The following is a 15383-nucleotide window of genomic DNA, read 5'->3' on the forward strand; positions in this document are numbered from 1 at the left end:
AATGCAAAAAGATAAATTTCTTATAAAAGGCACTTTATGCAAAAAACTTACAAAACACAGCAAAAAATAGTCAATGTCCTTTTAGAATCTATTCCCTTTATCCGTGCGTTTCGCGAGGAAATAATTGTCATTAAATATGGTGGTGCTGCACAATTAAACCCCAATTTGAAAGAAAATTTTGCACTTGATTTGGTGCTTATGTATATGGTTGGAATTCGCCCTGTTGTCGTGCATGGTGGTGGGAAGCGCATTGATGAAATGCTTGCTAAACTAGAGATACAAAGTCATTTTCTTGATGGTTATCGTGTAACAAGCAAAGAATGTATGCAAGTTGTAGAAATGGTGCTAAGCGGCGAGATTAACAAAGAGCTTACAGCATTTTTAAATCTCCATGGAGCTCGTGCAGTAGGGATAAGTGGCAAAGATGGTATGATGCTTAGTGCGCGCGCCAAAGATAATGGTGCATTTGGTTACACAGGGGAGATTACAAGTGTCAATACACAATTGCTTGAGAAACTATTACACGAAGGGTTTGTGCCAATCATTGCACCTATTGCAAGCGGAGAAGATAGTGTGGGGTATAACATTAATGCCGACATCGCGGCATGCGAGATTGCAAAGGCATTGCAAGCAAGTAAGATCATCTTTCTTAGCGATATTCCCGGTGTGCTTGATGAGCGCAAGGAGCTTATCAGTTCGCTCACACCTCGCGCTATAGAATCTTTGCAAGAGCGTGGTGTTATTAGTGGCGGTATGATTCCAAAACTTGAGGCATGTGTAGGGTGCGTGCAACATGGTGTCAAAAAAGCACATATTATTGATGGGCGCATTGAGCATTCACTGCTTTTAGAGCTTTTTACCAAAGAAGGCATTGGCACACAAATTGTGTGTGATTAACACAAGGTGCGTATTGTAGATTCTAAGTATGCGGTGAGAATTTATCTTTGTCAAAATCCTTGTAGATTTTGACAAATTCGCATAAAAGCATTTCTTGTATTAAAGCTTCTTTACTTTCTCGTTTTTCCTGCGATGATAAATCTTAGTGCATTGAGTTTGATAAATCCTGCGGCGTCTTTTTGGTTATATACAGAATCTTCTTCAAAGGTGCTATACGCTGCATTAAAGAGAGAGTTTTTGGATTCTCTACCTAGTACGGTTACATTGCCTTTATATAGTTCTAGTCTCACGACACCCTCGACTTTTTCTTGTGTCTTATCAATCAATGCTTGCAGCGCCTCACGCTCTGGGCTAAACCAATAGCCATTATAAATAAGCTCGGCATATTTTGGCATTATCGAATCTTTTAGGTGCGCTGCTTCTCTATCAAGACATAGAGATTCTATAGCGCGATGTGCTTTTAGATAGATTGTCCCACCCGGAGTTTCATAGCACCCACGCGATTTCATACCCACATAGCGATTTTCTACCAAATCAAGTCGGCCAATACCATTCTCTCCGCCAAGCTTGTTAAGTTTTGCCCAAAATTCTGCAGGGCTTAGCTTCTCGCCATTGATTGCTACGCCATCACCTTTTTCAAAACTAATGGTAATGATAGTTGGGTTATCAGGGGCATTTTTGGGGCTTACACTCCATCGCCACATATCTTCTTCAGGTGCAACATTTGGATCTTCTAGAATCTGCCCTTCATAGCTTATATGCAAGAGATTTGCGTCCATTGAATAAGGCGATTTATTTTGCTTTTTTTCAATCTCAATGCCTGCAGATTCTGCATAAGCAAGTAATTTTTCGCGACTATTTAAATCCCATTCTCTCCAAGGCGCGATGACTTTTATATCAGGATTTAGCGCATAAGCTCCAAGCTCAAATCGCACTTGATCATTGCCTTTGCCAGTTGCGCCGTGTGCTATGGCATCAGCGCCCACTTCTCGAGCGATTTCTACAAGTCTTTTGGCAATCAAAGGGCGTGCAATGCTTGTGCCAAGGAGATATTCTCCCTCATAAATTGTATTTGCTCTAAACATAGGAAATACAAAATCGCGTATAAATTCTTCACGCAAATCATCAATAAAAATATTTTGCGGTTTTATGCCTAATTTCAAGGCTTTTGCTCGTGCAGGTTCTACTTCTTCGCCTTGCCCAATGTCTGCTGTAAAGGTTACCACTTCGCAACCATATGTGTCTCCAAGCCATTTGAGAATCACGCTTGTATCAAGCCCACCGCTATATGCCAAAACCACTTTTTTGATATCTGTAGACATAATGCTCCTTTTGCAGTCAATTTTTATGAAACATTATAACAAAATGCCTAAAAAATATCTTGAGAGAATATTGGCTATGAGTGGCTATGTGTGAAATTTAAGCCCATTAAAAGAGCAAAAAGTCTACAATCCCAACGCAAAATTTTCTAAATAGCTTCACAAAAGGAGTGTGTATGAGAATCTTTTTTGTTATTATGATATGTGTATGTAGTCTTTTGGGTGCGGATAACCCAAAGCAAAAACTCCAAACACTTTTAGATTCTAAACAAATCCCAGCAAAAGTGCTTAGCACACAGGAAGTAGGACATAACCTCCTTGCGGTGGTTTTGGAGCATAACCAAAATGGTGAGCAGATTATGCTTTTTAGCTCTAGTGATGGCGAGGTGCTTTTTAATGTTGGTGAGTTGATGTGGAGTGAGGATAATGCATTTTTAACAAAGTTTGATCGCATACAGACAGAATTTACAAACGCTCAAAAGGCGAAAGTCGATGCAAAAGCCATAAAACTTTTTGACACTTATAAAGACCAAGTGATCACATTTAAGGCAAAAAAACCTACACAAAAAACCATATACATAATCTCTGATCCGATGTGTCCGTATTGTTTAAAAGAGTTTGAGAAACTCTCTTCGCGGCTAGAATCTAGCAATGTTGCTATGCTTGTTGTGGGATTTTTGGGTGAAAATTCGATTAAAAAAGCTAGTGAAATTTTTGACAAAAAAACAAATGATGAATCTAAAAATCTTGCATTGCTTACAACAATCTATAATAGAGAGTATAAGCCAAAAGATTTGCAAAATCAAAAAGTCTTAGAAATTAGCAAAGCAGTCGCACAGGCAGGAGTGCATAGTGTGCCATATATCATAGAATCTAAATAAAGTATGCAATCCTAAGTTACTATGGATATTCAATCATTTATTCAAAAATTTTTTGCACCCTTGCTAAGTCGTGCAGATATGGGCTTTGATGAGGTATTAGAAGAGGTGCGTAGGCACACGATTTTGGATTCACAAAGCACATATTTTGATTGGACAGCTTCAGGACTTGCGTATGCAGTCATAGAATCCCGCATACAAGAGATTTTGCCTTTTTATGCCAATACACACTCATTTTCTGCTACACATGCGCGAATTATGGGAGCATTGTATGAGGAGGCACGCTTTAGGCTTACCAAAGGTCTTGAGCTTGATGATGAATTTGTATTGATAGGGTGTGGTTCTGGTGCAAGTGGAGCGATTAAAAAGTTTCAAGAGCTCTTAGGAATTTATATCCCACCAGCCACACGAGAGCGATTAGCGCTAGATTCACTCCCAAAACTTCCTAAGGTTTTTATTAGCTCATATGAACATCATTCTAATGAAATTAGCTTACGCGAGGGTTTATGTGAAATACAAAAGGTTGCGCTAGATTCTGTAGGGCATTTTTGTGTGAGTGATTTTGCCACCAAGCTTCAAGCTTGTCATAATGACGAAATAATTGCCTCCATCGCTCTTGCTTCCAATGTAAGCGGTATCATATCGCCTTTTGAAGAGATTGCGCATACCTTTAGGCACCATGCACCTAAAGGGATCCTCGCCTTTGATGGGGCAAGTAGCTCGCCATATATGAATATTCCCTCGCATTGTTTTGATGCGCTTTTTCTTGCGCCTCATAAATTGCTTGGTGGTGTGCAGAGTTGCGGTTTGCTTGCAGTGCGAAAAAGTCTTTGTCAGAATCCTATACCAAGTTTTAGCGGTGGAGGCACGATTGAGTATGCAAATGATAATGGACAACTCTATGTCCAAAACCTCGCACACAAAGAGGAAGCAGGCACTCCTTATATCATCGGACTTTTGCGTGCAGCACTTGCTTATCAGCTTCGCAATGAGATTGGACTAGAGCACATCAAGCGTCGCGAGAGGGTGCTAAGCCATATTTTCCTCAAAGAGCTTAAAAGCATTCCGGCATTGACATTGTATGGACATCAGAGTGAGACAGCAGAGAATCTAGGAATTTTTAGTTTTAATATCGCGTGTGTTTCGCCATTTGATTTAAGTATGCTTTTAAGCCAAAAGTTTGGGATTCAAACTCGTGCAGGTTGTAGCTGCGCTGGACCTTATGGGCATTATCTTATGGAGTTAGATTCGCTAGAATTTACCACACAACAATCACAAAAACTTCTTTGTGATTTGCTCCAAAACCCACACAAACGCCCCGGGTGGATACGCATAAGTTTGCACTATACACATACTATAGAAGACATACAATATCTTGTCGAAAGTTTGCATAAGTGTGTGAAGATTTTACGCACTTAACAAAAGAGTTAGTAAAAAAAGTATAGAATCTCACTTTTATTCTTATAAATACATTTCATTTGGTATGGAGGCGTGTATGCAGGAGTTAGATTCTACACATATTTCAATCGTTGTGCCTTGCTATAACGAAGAGGTGTCTCTCCCAAAGTTTTTGGAGGAAATCACAAAAACTATGAGTGGTGTAAAACACCTATTCCCTCAAGACAATAAGCCTTTTTATGAACTTATTTTTGTCAATGATGGGAGCAAGGATAAGACTTTAGAAATTTTGCATGATATGCAAAAAAATCATACAGATTCGACATATCGTATCAATGTATATTCTTTTTCGCGCAATTTTGGTAAGGAAGCAGCGATTTTAGCAGGATTGCAAAAAGCGAGAGGTGAGGGCGTGATCTTGTTGGATGCGGATTTGCAAGATCCTCCTAGTCTCATACCACAAATGATACAAATTTGGTTAGATTCTAATCGTGAAATAAAAGTCGTGTATGCGCGTCGCACGACACGAGCCGGTGAGAGTAAGATACGCGCAGCACTAAGTGAAATGTTTTATAAACTCTCTAATCTCATTTCAGAAGTAAAAATTGAATCTGGCGTGCGGGATTTTCGCCTTATGGATAGGGAAGTGATTGACGCACTTTTAGAGATGAAAGAATATCATCGATTTTCAAAGGCAATGTTTGCGTGGGTAGGGTTTAAAAGACAATGTCTTGAATATGAGTATATCCCACATTTTAAAGAATCTTCTAGCTGGAGTTTTTGGAAACTCTTTAAATATGCTATTGAAGGCATTGTAAGCTTTAGCACCGCACCTCTTAGAATCGCGTTTGTGCTTGGATCGCTTATTAGTCTTTTTGCATTTGGGTATGGAATCTATCGTTTCGTATTTACCCTTTTGTATGGAAATCTCGTGCCTGGATACCCAAGTCTTATCGTGCTTATTAGTTTTATTGGTGGAATTCAGTTGATGCTTTTGGGTGTGATTGGGGAATATATCGCAAGAATCTATGAGCAAGTCAAAATGCGTCCTATCTATATTTTAGAAGATTCTAAACAAACACAATCTTTACATACGACAAAGGAGAAGTAATGCGCAGAAATATATTTTCAAAAGCCCTTAGAGAGTTTGTTATCGCTTCATGGGCATTTTTTCACACACAAGGATTTTGGAAGTATGTCTTCATAGCATTTTCCTTGTATCTTGTAGGGATTATGGCTCTTATTCGCGCTGATGTGTATTATATTGATGATTGGAATCGTGCGGTTATTGGTTATAAAGAATGGGATAATTTTTCACGCTATATTAGTTGGTTTTTGGCTACTTTTATGCATATGGATACCGTGCTTGCCGATATCGCACCGCTTACACAGCTTGTAGCCATTGGGTTTTTGAGCTTTGCTTCTGTGATTTTGGTGTGGAGCATTCGTGAGGTTATTTGGAAAAAAGAAGATAGCGTATGGGAAGAGAGTGAAGTCCCACACAAAAAACGCTTGACGGTTTTGGGTATCATTGCTTCATTGCCCATTGGGCTTTCGCCTTATTTCTTAGAGGAACTTTCATTCCGTTATGATTCGCCTTATATGGCGCTCTCTGTGCTTTTTAGTGTGATTCCATTTGTATTTATTCACCATGTGCGCGCTTACATCCCTGTAGGGATTCTCTCTTCTTTGGGAATGTGTATGACATATCAAGCAAGTAGTGGGATAGAAGTTATTTTAGTGTTGTTTTTTGCATTTTTAATGCTTAACCAAACAAATGCTGGATTGAAAAAAACTATTATTTTTGTTGCAGTCTCGCTTACAAACTATCTCATTGCACTTGGTATTTTTAAACTTTTTATTATGCACCCTATGTCGCATGCTCAAGCAAGCACAAGTATGCTTCCAAAAGAGGAATTAATTAGCGGATTTATGCGCAATCTTGATATGTATCTTGATTATTTGTGGCATGATTTTGGTTGGAGCGGTATTAAGATTTGTTTCTTACTTCTTGTGGCATTTTTCTTGCTATCTGCGTTGGTGCAGTCTAAAATCAATAAGATTCTCGCACTTGGTATAGCAATCATTGCCCTTGTGCTTGGTATTTGTCTCTCATATGGCACATATCTTGTGCTTTCTCAACCTCTTACGCGTCCTCGTGCATTTATTGGTATAGGTGTATTTACGGCGGCTTTGGCGATTTATGTCGTTAGTGCATGGCGAGGATGGGCATATAAGAGAGAGGATCAAAAGCGCACAAATTCTGAAAAACTTGCCACAAGAAATGGCGCTCAAAGAGTATTTTTTGTGCTTTCTGCGATTGTGGTTGGTTTCTTTTCTTGGTCGCTTGTAGTGTTTGCAAACTCTTATGGCAACGCACTTTCTAAACAAAATGAATACCAAATTTTTAGGGTTACCATTCTTTTAAATGATTTGGCAAATATTGTCCCCAAACAAGCCTCATCTGATAAGTATCTTTTTAGGATTAAGGGCTGGGTTACTTCATCACCTGTGTTGGAAAACTCTTCAAAAAGCAATCGCATAATGAAGCGTCTTGTATCTATTACCGATGGAAAATGGTGGGTGCGCACAGTTATGAAACACTATGGTTGGGGTGATGTGCCAGATGAGCAATTAGAGGTTATTCCAGAATCTGAAGATTGGGATAAGCTAAAAACTGATGCGCGATGTAATCCAGAGACTGCCGGTAAGCGATTAAAGCTTATTGATAATCGTTATCACAGAATCGAAACATACCCTGCTTGCACAATCATAGAATTTAAGGGACATGAACGCTATGTGCATAAAGAAAATGATGAAAGCACACAAGATGAGGATACAGAATCTGATGTGGATTCACAAGATTCTGTAGCGTCGCAAAAGTCATAAGAATCTAAGAAACTTTTAGGTTTTGTATGCGTAAGAAAATACAGGCTGTGCTCTCACATTCATTAGTGCTTTATATATGTGTGGGCGTCATAAATACATTTGTGGGCTTAGGCTGTGCTTTGGTGCTTACATATTTTGGTGTTATGGTAGAGCTTTCCCAAACCATAGGCACGATTTTTGGTGTGCTAAATTCTTATGTGCTAAATAAAAAATTTACTTTCAAATCTCAAAACTCACATAAACAAGATTTTGTGCGTTTTATTGTCGCTATGGGTGTGGCTTATGGTGCAAGTATGATTGTGCTTAGTGTTGCACACAGAATCTTTGGCATTAACGAATATATAGCGCTTCTTTGCGCGCAAGTAGCCTACACGCTTGTAGGTTATGTGATTAGCCGATTTTGGGCATTTAAGCAGTAAATATCGTTTAGTGTTTGAGAATCCTTGGCAAAGTAATGCCTCTTTGCCCTTGGTATTTACCGCCTCTATCTTTATAGCTTACCTCGCACACTTCATCACCTTGCAAAAATAAGACTTGCGCAATTCCTTCATTGGCATAGATTTTAGCCGGAAGTGGTGTAGTATTGGAGATTTCTATAGTGATATGCCCTTCAAACTCTGGCTCAAAGGGCGTAACATTGACAATAATCCCACATCGTGCATATGTGCTTTTACCAAGGCAAATAGCAAGCGTGTCGCGAGGCATTTTGAAATATTCTATACTATGGGCTAGTGCAAAAGAATTTGGAGGGATAATGCAATATTCTTTGACGCGCTTTATCACTACATTTTCTTCTTTGAAATTCTTAGGATCTACCAAGGTAGCACCTATATTACTAAAGATCATAAACTCTTCACCTACACGAATATCATAACCATAGCTAGAAAGCCCATAACTAATGGTTTCTTTACTCACTTGCTTTTCACAAAATGGCTCTATCATCGCATTTTGCAAACTCATTTCTCGTATCCAAGTATCTGATTTAAGACCCATAAACACCCCTCATTATTGTGAAGTTGCAAGATAGGCTAAGAAATAACCTTGCTTTACTTGAAAATGTGGTATTATAGCAGATTAAATTTTGAATTTTAGAAGGTGGGTTAGATGAACTTACAAGAAATCAAAAAACTTATGGAAATTTTTGGAAATAGTCAAATCGCAAAACTCAATCTCAAAGATGGAGAGTTTGAGTTAAAGCTTGAGAAATACACAAGCATCGTTCCCGTGAGTGTTCCACAAGCTCCAGTTGTATCTCCTGTAGTTGCAAATGAAGCGCCACAAGCTTTGGCTTCTACACCAGCTCCAGCAGCTCCACAAGCTCAGGGTGGAGAATTTATCACTTCTCCAATGGTTGGGACATTTTATCGTTGTCCAAGCCCAGGTGCAGCTCCTTATGTTAATGTTGGTGATACGGTGAAAAAAGGACAGACTATCGGCATTATTGAAGCGATGAAGATTATGAATGAGATTGAAGCAGAATGTGATTGTAAGATTCTCTCTATTGAGGTAGATGATGCTACGCCAGTTGAGTTTAGCACTAACCTTGTGCGTATCCAAAAACTCTAAGGTATTGCTATGAGCACAAAAAAAATACAAAGAATCTTAATAGCAAATCGTGGAGAAATTGCGCTACGAGCTATTAGGACTATTCAAGAAATGGGTAAGCAAGCTATTGCCATTTATTCTACCGCCGATAAAAACACACATTATCTTGATGTAGCTGATGCAAAAGTATGCGTAGGTGGAGATAAATCAAGTCAAAGTTATCTCAATATCCCAGCCATTATGAGTGCAGCAGAATTGTTTGATGCCGATGCGATTTTTCCGGGTTATGGGTTTTTGTCTGAAAATCAAAACTTTGTAGAGATTTGTGCGCATCATAATATCGAATTTATCGGACCTAGCAGTGAAGTAATGGTGCTTATGAGTGATAAGTCCAAGGCTAAAGATGTGATGAAAGAAGCAGGTGTGCCTGTGATTATGGGAAGTGATGGCGCACTTAAAGATTACAAAGAAGCCCAAAAGGTTGCCGAAGAAATAGGCTATCCTGTGATTTTAAAAGCCGCTGCAGGTGGTGGTGGGCGCGGTATGCGTGTGGTGGAAAAGCCTGAACTTTTAAAGAATTTGTATCTTGCAGCTGAATCTGAAGCGGTAAGTGCGTTTGGTGATGGCACAATTTATATGGAAAAATTTATTCGCAATCCAAAGCATATCGAAGTGCAGATTCTAGCCGATAAGCATGGCAATGTTGTGCATATTGGTGAGCGTGATTGTTCGGCACAGAGACGACAACAAAAGCTTATTGAGGAAGCTCCCGCGGTTGTGCTTAAAGAAGAAGTGCGACAAAAACTTTTAGAAACAGCAGTCAAGGCAGCTAAATATATTGGTTATGTGGGTGCTGGGACATTTGAGTTTTTGCTTGATGCAAATTACGAAGATTTTTATTTTATGGAGATGAATACGCGTTTGCAAGTCGAGCATACTGTGAGCGAGATGATTAGTGGGCTAGATCTTGTAGAGTGGATGATACGTATTGCTGAAGGTGAGAAACTCCCACCACAAGAGAGTATTACATTTAAGGGACATAGTATAGAGTGTCGTATCACTGCTGAAGATCCTGAAAAATTTTATCCGTGTCCAGGTAAAATCACAAAATGGGTAAGCCCTGGTGGTGCTAATGTGCGTCTTGACACTCATGCGTATGGTGGTTATAGTGTGCCTATGCATTATGATTCTATGATAGGTAAGCTCATTGTATGGGGACACGATAGACAAGAAGCTATCATTAGAATGCATCGCGCGCTTAAGGAATTTTGTATCGAAGGTATCAAAACCACCATTCCTTTTCATATCAAAATGATGGAAAACAAAGACTTTCATGATTCTGCTATTCATACAAAATATTTGGAACAAGTGTTTTTGTCATAACTTGTATATACATACAAGTTATGGAATCTGTATATGATTGCAGTGTATCTATGACAAAGCTTGAAAAAAAGATTCATACACTAACACATAAGCCTCTGTTTTTGGTGGCATTATTTGCAAGCACTTCAATGACTGTGCTTGGAAATGTTGTTATCTCACCCTCACTCCCTGCACTTAGTGAGCATTTTGCTCATATTCCTCACGCTGATGTGCTTGTCCCACTGATTCTTACTATCCCCTCACTTTTTGTCGTGTTTTTTTCACCCATAGCTGGCATAGCAATTGATACATTTGGAAAATTGCGCTTTTTGCTTCCTTCAATGGTAATTTGGAGTAGCGCAGGGGTGCTTGGATTCTGGCTTGATAATATTTATTATATTCTTATTTCGCGTTGTGTTTTTGGCATAGCTACGGCATTTGTGATGACTTCTGCTTCGGTATTGGTAGCGAGTTATTATACAGGTAGTGAGCGACAAAAAATGCTTGGAGTGCAGGGTTTTGCTACAGCCGGAGGAAGTGCAGTATTTTTAAGTATAGCTGGATATTTGTCCGCATTGAGTTGGCGTTATCCATTTTTGGTATATTTTTTGGGTTTTGTATTTTTTATTTTGGCAAGTATATATCTTTTTGAGCCAAAAACGCCCAAACACATACCACAAGAACATGTAGATGATGAGCCTTTTAGAATCTGGCCATTTATTCCAGTATATTTTATGGGTTTTTTTGTCATGGCTACATATTTTGTCTCACCCACGCGCTTACCATTTTTTATCACACAATATTTGCATGAGAGTCCAAAGATTGTGGGAATCTCTATGGCAATTTCTGCATTATCGTTTGGGATTATTGCGCTGTTTTATGAGCGTATTAGAATCTACCTTAGTATCAAGCAAGTGTATCTCATAGCTTTAGCTGCTATGGGAAGTGCATTTTTACTCTTTTTTGTGTTTCACACATATGTGGTTGTGTTGCTTGGACTTATTTTGCTTGGCTGTGGCGGTGGTCTTATTATTGTCAATAACAACTCATATCTTTTTAGTATCGCTAAGCCTCACCATAGAGGCAAGGCTATGGGCTTTATGAGTTCTTTTATGTTTTTAGGGCAATTTGCTTCACCGCTTATTACCCAGCCATTCATACGACTTTATGGGCTTTTAGAGCTTTTTTTGGGACTTGGAATTACCATTTTTGTGCTTTTGGTGGCAGTAGGTCTAAGAAAAATGTAAGACTAAGGGCTTTATTATAGTAAATTTATTATTCACAAAGGGGAATTAATGGAGTTTGTGCAACATATTACGCTTTTTTTTGAGTCTATCAATACTTTTCTTTATACATATCTCTTGGTTTTTATGCTTATTGCGTGTGGAATCTATTTTAGTATTCGCACACGATTTATTCAGTTTCGCTTTTTACCACAAGTCCTAAAGATTTTGCGCGAAAAATCACATGAAGAACATGTATCGCCATTTGGGGCATTGATGATTTCTACTGCGTCGCGTGTAGGAATAGGAAATATTGTGGGTGTGGCATTTGCGATGAGTGTCGGAGGTGTGGGTGCGCTTTTTTGGATGTGGGTTACTGCTTTGCTTGGTGGAGCGAGTGCCTTTGTAGAAAGCACACTTGCACAAGTGTATAAACGCAAGGATGGCGCTTATAATTATAAAGGTGGTCCTGCGTATTATATACAAAGCGCATTAGGTTCTAGAAGTTTTGGGATTGTGTTTGCTATCTCACTTATTGCGTGTTTTACATATGGATTTAATGGCTTGCAAGCTTATACGCTTACTTCTGTTTTTGAGATATACATAGGTCAAGATTCATTTCAAAATGGTTATTTTAGAATCTTCCTTGGTATTTTGTTGGCAATATTGGTAGTAGGATTTTTTTATGGTAAAAATAAATCTTCCGCATTCATTGCTTCTACGCTTGTGCCAGTTATGGCAATTGGATATTTTGGTGTTGCGGCTTTTGTGATCATAACGCATTTTGCTGAGTTGCCTCGTGTGTTTATGCATATCTTTGAGCAAGCTTTTGATTTTGAGGCAATGTTTGGGGGCTTTGCTGGAAGTGCTATGGTCATAGGTATCAAGCGTGGTTTGTTTTCTAATGAGGCAGGTATGGGCTCTGCGCCAAATGCTGCAGCTGCGGCACACACTACGCACCCCGCTAAGCAAGGTATGGTGCAAACACTCTCTGTATTTATTGATACACTTATAATTTGCACCGCTACTGCGCTCGTGGTGCTTTGTTCCCAAGAGAATCTTCAGGAGCTAAAGGGAATGGCGATTATGCAAAAGGTCATGCAAGGATATTTGGGAGAGTTTGGGTTGCATTTTGTGAGTGTCGCTGTTACGCTTTTTGCATTCACTTCGCTTATTGGTAATTTTTTCTATGCACAGATGAATTTTAGGTTTATTACCGATAACAAAATAGCTCTTAATATTTTTCGTGCAAGTGCGGTGCTTATGGTTTTTGTTGGGACACAGATAGGCTTTGATCTTGCGTGGGAGTTGGCAGATATTTTTATGGGAATTATGGCTATTATCAATATTATAGCAATTGTATTGCTTGGAAATATTGCATTGCGTGTATTGCGTGATTATGAAATGCAGCGCAAGGCAGGAAAAGATCCACACTTTAAGGCTTCTAGTGTAGGGATTACCAATGCAGAGTGCTGGAAATAATTATGGCTAGAGTAAGTGTTTTTGGTGGTGGATCTTGGGGGAGGGCTTTAGCTTTTTCGCTTTCACAAAAAAATGAAGTGTGCATTGTATCTAGGCGTGATGTGAGAGATATGGTTGCTGCAAATATTAGGCAAGTAGAGCTTGCTGAAGCCTTGATGAGCGAATATTTTGTTATAGCAATTGCAACAAATGCCTTAAGGGATTGGTTGGGAGGCATAGCATTGCCCAAAGAATGCAAGATTCTTGCTGCCTCTAAGGGCATAGAAACTGCGCATAACGCATTTGTGAGTGATATTTATGAGCAATATACATCACAAAATAATGTCGCTTATTTGTGTGGTCCAAGTTTCGCTTCAGAAGTGCTACAATCATTGCCTTGCGCACTTGTGATTCACGCACATAATCTTTTACTTGCCAAAGAGTTTGGGGCACTTATGCCAAGCTTTATCAAAACCTATGAAAGTCTTGATGTGATAGGCGGTGAGATAGCTGGAGCGTATAAAAATGTCATCGCTATTGCCGCGGGAATTTGTGATGGATTAAATCTAGGGGCAAATGCCAAAGCCTCATTATTGGCGCGTGGTCTTGTGGAGATGAATCGTTTTGGAGAATATTTTGGCGCAAAGATGGAGACATTTTTGGGTCTCTCTGGTGCTGGAGATTTGTTTTTGACATCAAATTCTACAATGTCGCGCAACTATCGCGTGGGATTAGGACTTGCAAAGGGTAAAACAATGCAAGAGATTCTGTGTGAGCTAGGAGAAGTTGCAGAAGGTGTAAAAACTTCAGAAGCTATCACAAAAATTGGACAAGAAAAAGGTATTTATGTGCCTATTGCACACGAAGTGTATGCGATTACAGAAGGCAAGAATATTAAAGAAAGTCTTGATACGCTAATGAAATAAAAGAAATACAAAGAAGAATAATAAAGAGAATCTAGGGAGTATCCCTAGAAAGTAAGCAAAGTTATTTTTTGCTTACAAGGTCTTTTAAACCTTTACCAGGTCTAAATTTAGGAACTCTCTTTTCTTTAGTAGTGTATGTTTTGTTAGTTCCAGGAACTTTACCTGTTTTTGCTTTTTGGATAGCAGTTTCAAATTTACCAAAGCCAACCAATTCAACACTTTCTTTTTTAGCAAGTGCTTTAGTTACAGCTTCTGTAAAAGCATTTACTGCTCTTTCAGCATCTTTTTTTGTTTCAAACTTTCCTGCAGTTTTAACAAGTTCAACGAAAGTAGCCTTGTTCATGATAAACCCCTTATGATAAAATTTTAGAGACGCACATATTTTAGCGAGTTTTATACAAAAGTCAAGGCTTGAGCGTGTTTTTGGGATATTTTGCGTAAAAATTCTCTATAATACACATTTATATGAAGTCTTTTTTGGTGAGTGGCTCTCCGAATTTGAGATCGCGCGATGCTTTGCGCCCTAAAAGGTTTTTATAATTTCGTGGATGTAGTCCACCATTTGGTCGCAATACTTTGATGTTTTGTGTTGTAAGCTCTTCACCCATTGCTATATCTCGTGCTACCCAAATACTTCTAGCAAACTCACGCCCCTGTTTTTGTGATATGTTAAAATTCTCATCTCCCATAATCTCACGCACACGCGCAATATCTTGGACAAGCTCACTAAATTCTTTTGCATCAAGGCTAAACGCACTATCTGGGCTTTGTAATTTTTTGTCTAAAATGAAGTGTTTTTCTATCATACTAGCCCCAAGCGTTGCAGCCATACTCGCACACAGAGTGCCAAGTGTATGATCAGAGAGTCCAAACTTTACACCATATCTCTGCCCAAATGCACGCATACTTGCTAGGTGTATAGAATCTAATGGCGCAGGATAAGCGCTTGTGCATAAAAGCAGTGTAATATCGCGCACTCCGTGTTTTTTGCATAGGGTTATTGCTTCTTGGAGTTCTTGTTCATCAGCTATGCCACTTGAGAGTATCATAGGTTTTTTTAGCCTTGCCACATATTCTATAAGCTCAAGATCTAGCACCTCAAAACTTGCAATTTTATACATAGGGCAATCAAGAGATTCTAAAAAATCTACCCCTTGCTTAGAAAATGGTGAGCTAAAGACAAGTAACCCCAAATCCCGCCCTAATGTAAAAAGCTCTTCATGCCATTCCCAAGGTGTTTGGGCAGTTTTATAAAGTTCATAGAGATATGTATCTTTCCATAATCCCTTTTGTATTTTAAAGTATTGATTTTTTGCATCAAGCGTGAGACAATCTGGCGTGTAGGTTTGGAGTTTTATGGCATGTGCGCCACTTTTGGCGATTGCGTGGAGTGATTGACGCGCGATCTCTAAGCTTCCGCAATGATTGGCGCTAAGCTCTGCTACGATTAAGGGTGTGTGTGTCATATGTGTGGGTTTGATTGCA

At 39.1% G+C, this 15383-nt stretch carries 15 protein-coding genes; 11 read left to right on the forward strand and 4 right to left on the reverse strand.

Annotated features, from left to right (window positions below; translation table 11 throughout):
* Positions 1–36: 36 nt before the first annotated feature.
* Positions 37–897, forward strand: a complete 861-nt coding sequence (gene argB / locus B9T66_RS01715; RefSeq protein WP_095627268.1) for an acetylglutamate kinase — start codon at positions 37–39, stop codon at positions 895–897.
* A gap of 110 nt (positions 898–1007) precedes the next feature.
* Here argB and B9T66_RS01720 read toward each other — a convergent pair whose 3' ends face one another.
* Positions 1008–2219, reverse strand: coding sequence for an argininosuccinate synthase (locus tag B9T66_RS01720; protein WP_095627269.1), 1212 nt, complete (start codon positions 2217–2219; stop codon positions 1008–1010).
* A 173-nt stretch (positions 2220–2392) separates the two neighbouring features.
* On the opposite strand from B9T66_RS01720, the gene B9T66_RS01725 reads away from it, so the two are divergent.
* The 5 genes from B9T66_RS01725 (at position 2393) to B9T66_RS01745 (ending at position 7800) form a co-directional block, all read left to right on the forward strand.
* Positions 2393–3097, forward strand: a complete 705-nt coding sequence (locus B9T66_RS01725) for a hypothetical protein (protein ID WP_095627270.1) — start codon at positions 2393–2395, stop codon at positions 3095–3097.
* A 21-nt stretch (positions 3098–3118) separates the two neighbouring features.
* Positions 3119–4513 carry an aminotransferase class V-fold PLP-dependent enzyme gene (locus tag B9T66_RS01730; protein ID WP_257874564.1) on the forward strand — a complete coding sequence of 465 codons (1395 nt, stop codon included), beginning with the start codon at positions 3119–3121 and terminating at the stop codon, positions 4511–4513.
* Positions 4514–4589: 76 nt separating this feature from the next.
* Positions 4590–5603, forward strand: coding sequence for a glycosyltransferase family 2 protein (locus tag B9T66_RS01735; RefSeq protein ID WP_095627271.1), 1014 nt, complete (start codon positions 4590–4592; stop codon positions 5601–5603).
* Positions 5603–7381, forward strand: a complete 1779-nt coding sequence (locus tag B9T66_RS01740) for a glucosyltransferase domain-containing protein (RefSeq protein WP_095627272.1) — start codon at positions 5603–5605, stop codon at positions 7379–7381. Before B9T66_RS01735 ends, B9T66_RS01740 begins: the two co-directional genes overlap by 1 nt.
* A gap of 26 nt (positions 7382–7407) precedes the next feature.
* Positions 7408–7800 carry a GtrA family protein gene (locus B9T66_RS01745; RefSeq protein ID WP_095627273.1) on the forward strand — a complete coding sequence of 131 codons (393 nt, stop codon included), beginning with the start codon at positions 7408–7410 and terminating at the stop codon, positions 7798–7800.
* A gap of 7 nt (positions 7801–7807) precedes the next feature.
* Here the strand turns inward: B9T66_RS01745 and dcd are convergent, their stop codons facing one another.
* The gene (gene dcd, locus B9T66_RS01750) at positions 7808–8374 is read right to left on the reverse strand and encodes a dCTP deaminase (RefSeq protein WP_095627274.1); all 567 of its coding nucleotides are present in this window, start codon (positions 8372–8374) and stop codon (positions 7808–7810) included.
* Positions 8375–8485: 111 nt separating this feature from the next.
* Between dcd and accB the strand changes: the two genes are divergently transcribed.
* The 5 genes from accB to B9T66_RS01775 are packed head-to-tail and all read left to right on the forward strand — an operon-like array spanning position 8486 to position 13898.
* Positions 8486–8947: an acetyl-CoA carboxylase biotin carboxyl carrier protein gene (gene accB / locus B9T66_RS01755; protein ID WP_095627275.1), complete on the forward strand. Its 462-nt coding sequence runs from the start codon at positions 8486–8488 to the stop codon at positions 8945–8947.
* Between the two features lie 9 nt (positions 8948–8956).
* The gene (locus tag B9T66_RS01760) at positions 8957–10309 is read left to right on the forward strand and encodes an acetyl-CoA carboxylase biotin carboxylase subunit (protein WP_095627276.1); all 1353 of its coding nucleotides are present in this window, start codon (positions 8957–8959) and stop codon (positions 10307–10309) included.
* 50 nt (positions 10310–10359) lie between these two features.
* Positions 10360–11535 (forward strand): MFS transporter, encoded by a 1176-nt coding sequence (locus B9T66_RS01765; RefSeq protein WP_095627277.1) that lies wholly within the window; start codon positions 10360–10362, stop codon positions 11533–11535.
* 48 nt (positions 11536–11583) lie between these two features.
* Positions 11584–12993 (forward strand): alanine/glycine:cation symporter family protein, encoded by a 1410-nt coding sequence (locus B9T66_RS01770; RefSeq protein ID WP_095627278.1) that lies wholly within the window; start codon positions 11584–11586, stop codon positions 12991–12993.
* A 2-nt stretch (positions 12994–12995) separates the two neighbouring features.
* Positions 12996–13898 (forward strand): NAD(P)H-dependent glycerol-3-phosphate dehydrogenase, encoded by a 903-nt coding sequence (locus B9T66_RS01775; protein ID WP_095627279.1) that lies wholly within the window; start codon positions 12996–12998, stop codon positions 13896–13898.
* Positions 13899–13959: 61 nt separating this feature from the next.
* Here the strand turns inward: B9T66_RS01775 and B9T66_RS01780 are convergent, their stop codons facing one another.
* Together B9T66_RS01780 and pseI are read right to left on the reverse strand one after the other, a co-directional pair.
* Entirely contained in the window at positions 13960–14241 is a 282-nt protein-coding gene (locus B9T66_RS01780) for an HU family DNA-binding protein (protein ID WP_095627280.1), read from the reverse strand.
* 118 nt (positions 14242–14359) lie between these two features.
* Positions 14360–15364: a pseudaminic acid synthase gene (gene pseI, locus B9T66_RS01785; protein WP_257874569.1), complete on the reverse strand. Its 1005-nt coding sequence runs from the start codon at positions 15362–15364 to the stop codon at positions 14360–14362.
* Positions 15365–15383 lie beyond the last annotated feature (19 nt).

The sequence above is a fragment of the Helicobacter sp. TUL genome (genome assembly GCF_002287135.1).
Lineage (GTDB): Bacteria > Campylobacterota > Campylobacteria > Campylobacterales > Helicobacteraceae > Helicobacter_F.

Bases quoted from the DNA above. Each gene is read 5' to 3' on its own strand.
- argB (WP_095627268.1), top strand. From the start codon at position 37: ATGCAAAAAACTTACAAAACACAGCAAAAAATAGTCAATGTCCTTTTA.
- B9T66_RS01720 (WP_095627269.1), bottom strand. From the start codon at position 2,219: ATGTCTACAGATATCAAAAAAGTGGTTTTGGCATATAGCGGTGGGCTT.
- B9T66_RS01725 (WP_095627270.1), top strand. From the start codon at position 2,393: ATGAGAATCTTTTTTGTTATTATGATATGTGTATGTAGTCTTTTGGGT.
- B9T66_RS01730 (WP_257874564.1), top strand. From the start codon at position 3,119: ATGGATATTCAATCATTTATTCAAAAATTTTTTGCACCCTTGCTAAGT.
- B9T66_RS01735 (WP_095627271.1), top strand. From the start codon at position 4,590: ATGCAGGAGTTAGATTCTACACATATTTCAATCGTTGTGCCTTGCTAT.
- B9T66_RS01740 (WP_095627272.1), top strand. From the start codon at position 5,603: ATGCGCAGAAATATATTTTCAAAAGCCCTTAGAGAGTTTGTTATCGCT.
- B9T66_RS01745 (WP_095627273.1), top strand. From the start codon at position 7,408: ATGCGTAAGAAAATACAGGCTGTGCTCTCACATTCATTAGTGCTTTAT.
- dcd (WP_095627274.1), bottom strand. From the start codon at position 8,374: ATGGGTCTTAAATCAGATACTTGGATACGAGAAATGAGTTTGCAAAAT.
- accB (WP_095627275.1), top strand. From the start codon at position 8,486: ATGAACTTACAAGAAATCAAAAAACTTATGGAAATTTTTGGAAATAGT.
- B9T66_RS01760 (WP_095627276.1), top strand. From the start codon at position 8,957: ATGAGCACAAAAAAAATACAAAGAATCTTAATAGCAAATCGTGGAGAA.
- B9T66_RS01765 (WP_095627277.1), top strand. From the start codon at position 10,360: ATGACAAAGCTTGAAAAAAAGATTCATACACTAACACATAAGCCTCTG.
- B9T66_RS01770 (WP_095627278.1), top strand. From the start codon at position 11,584: ATGGAGTTTGTGCAACATATTACGCTTTTTTTTGAGTCTATCAATACT.
- B9T66_RS01775 (WP_095627279.1), top strand. From the start codon at position 12,996: ATGGCTAGAGTAAGTGTTTTTGGTGGTGGATCTTGGGGGAGGGCTTTA.
- B9T66_RS01780 (WP_095627280.1), bottom strand. From the start codon at position 14,241: ATGAACAAGGCTACTTTCGTTGAACTTGTTAAAACTGCAGGAAAGTTT.
- pseI (WP_257874569.1), bottom strand. From the start codon at position 15,364: ATGACACACACACCCTTAATCGTAGCAGAGCTTAGCGCCAATCATTGC.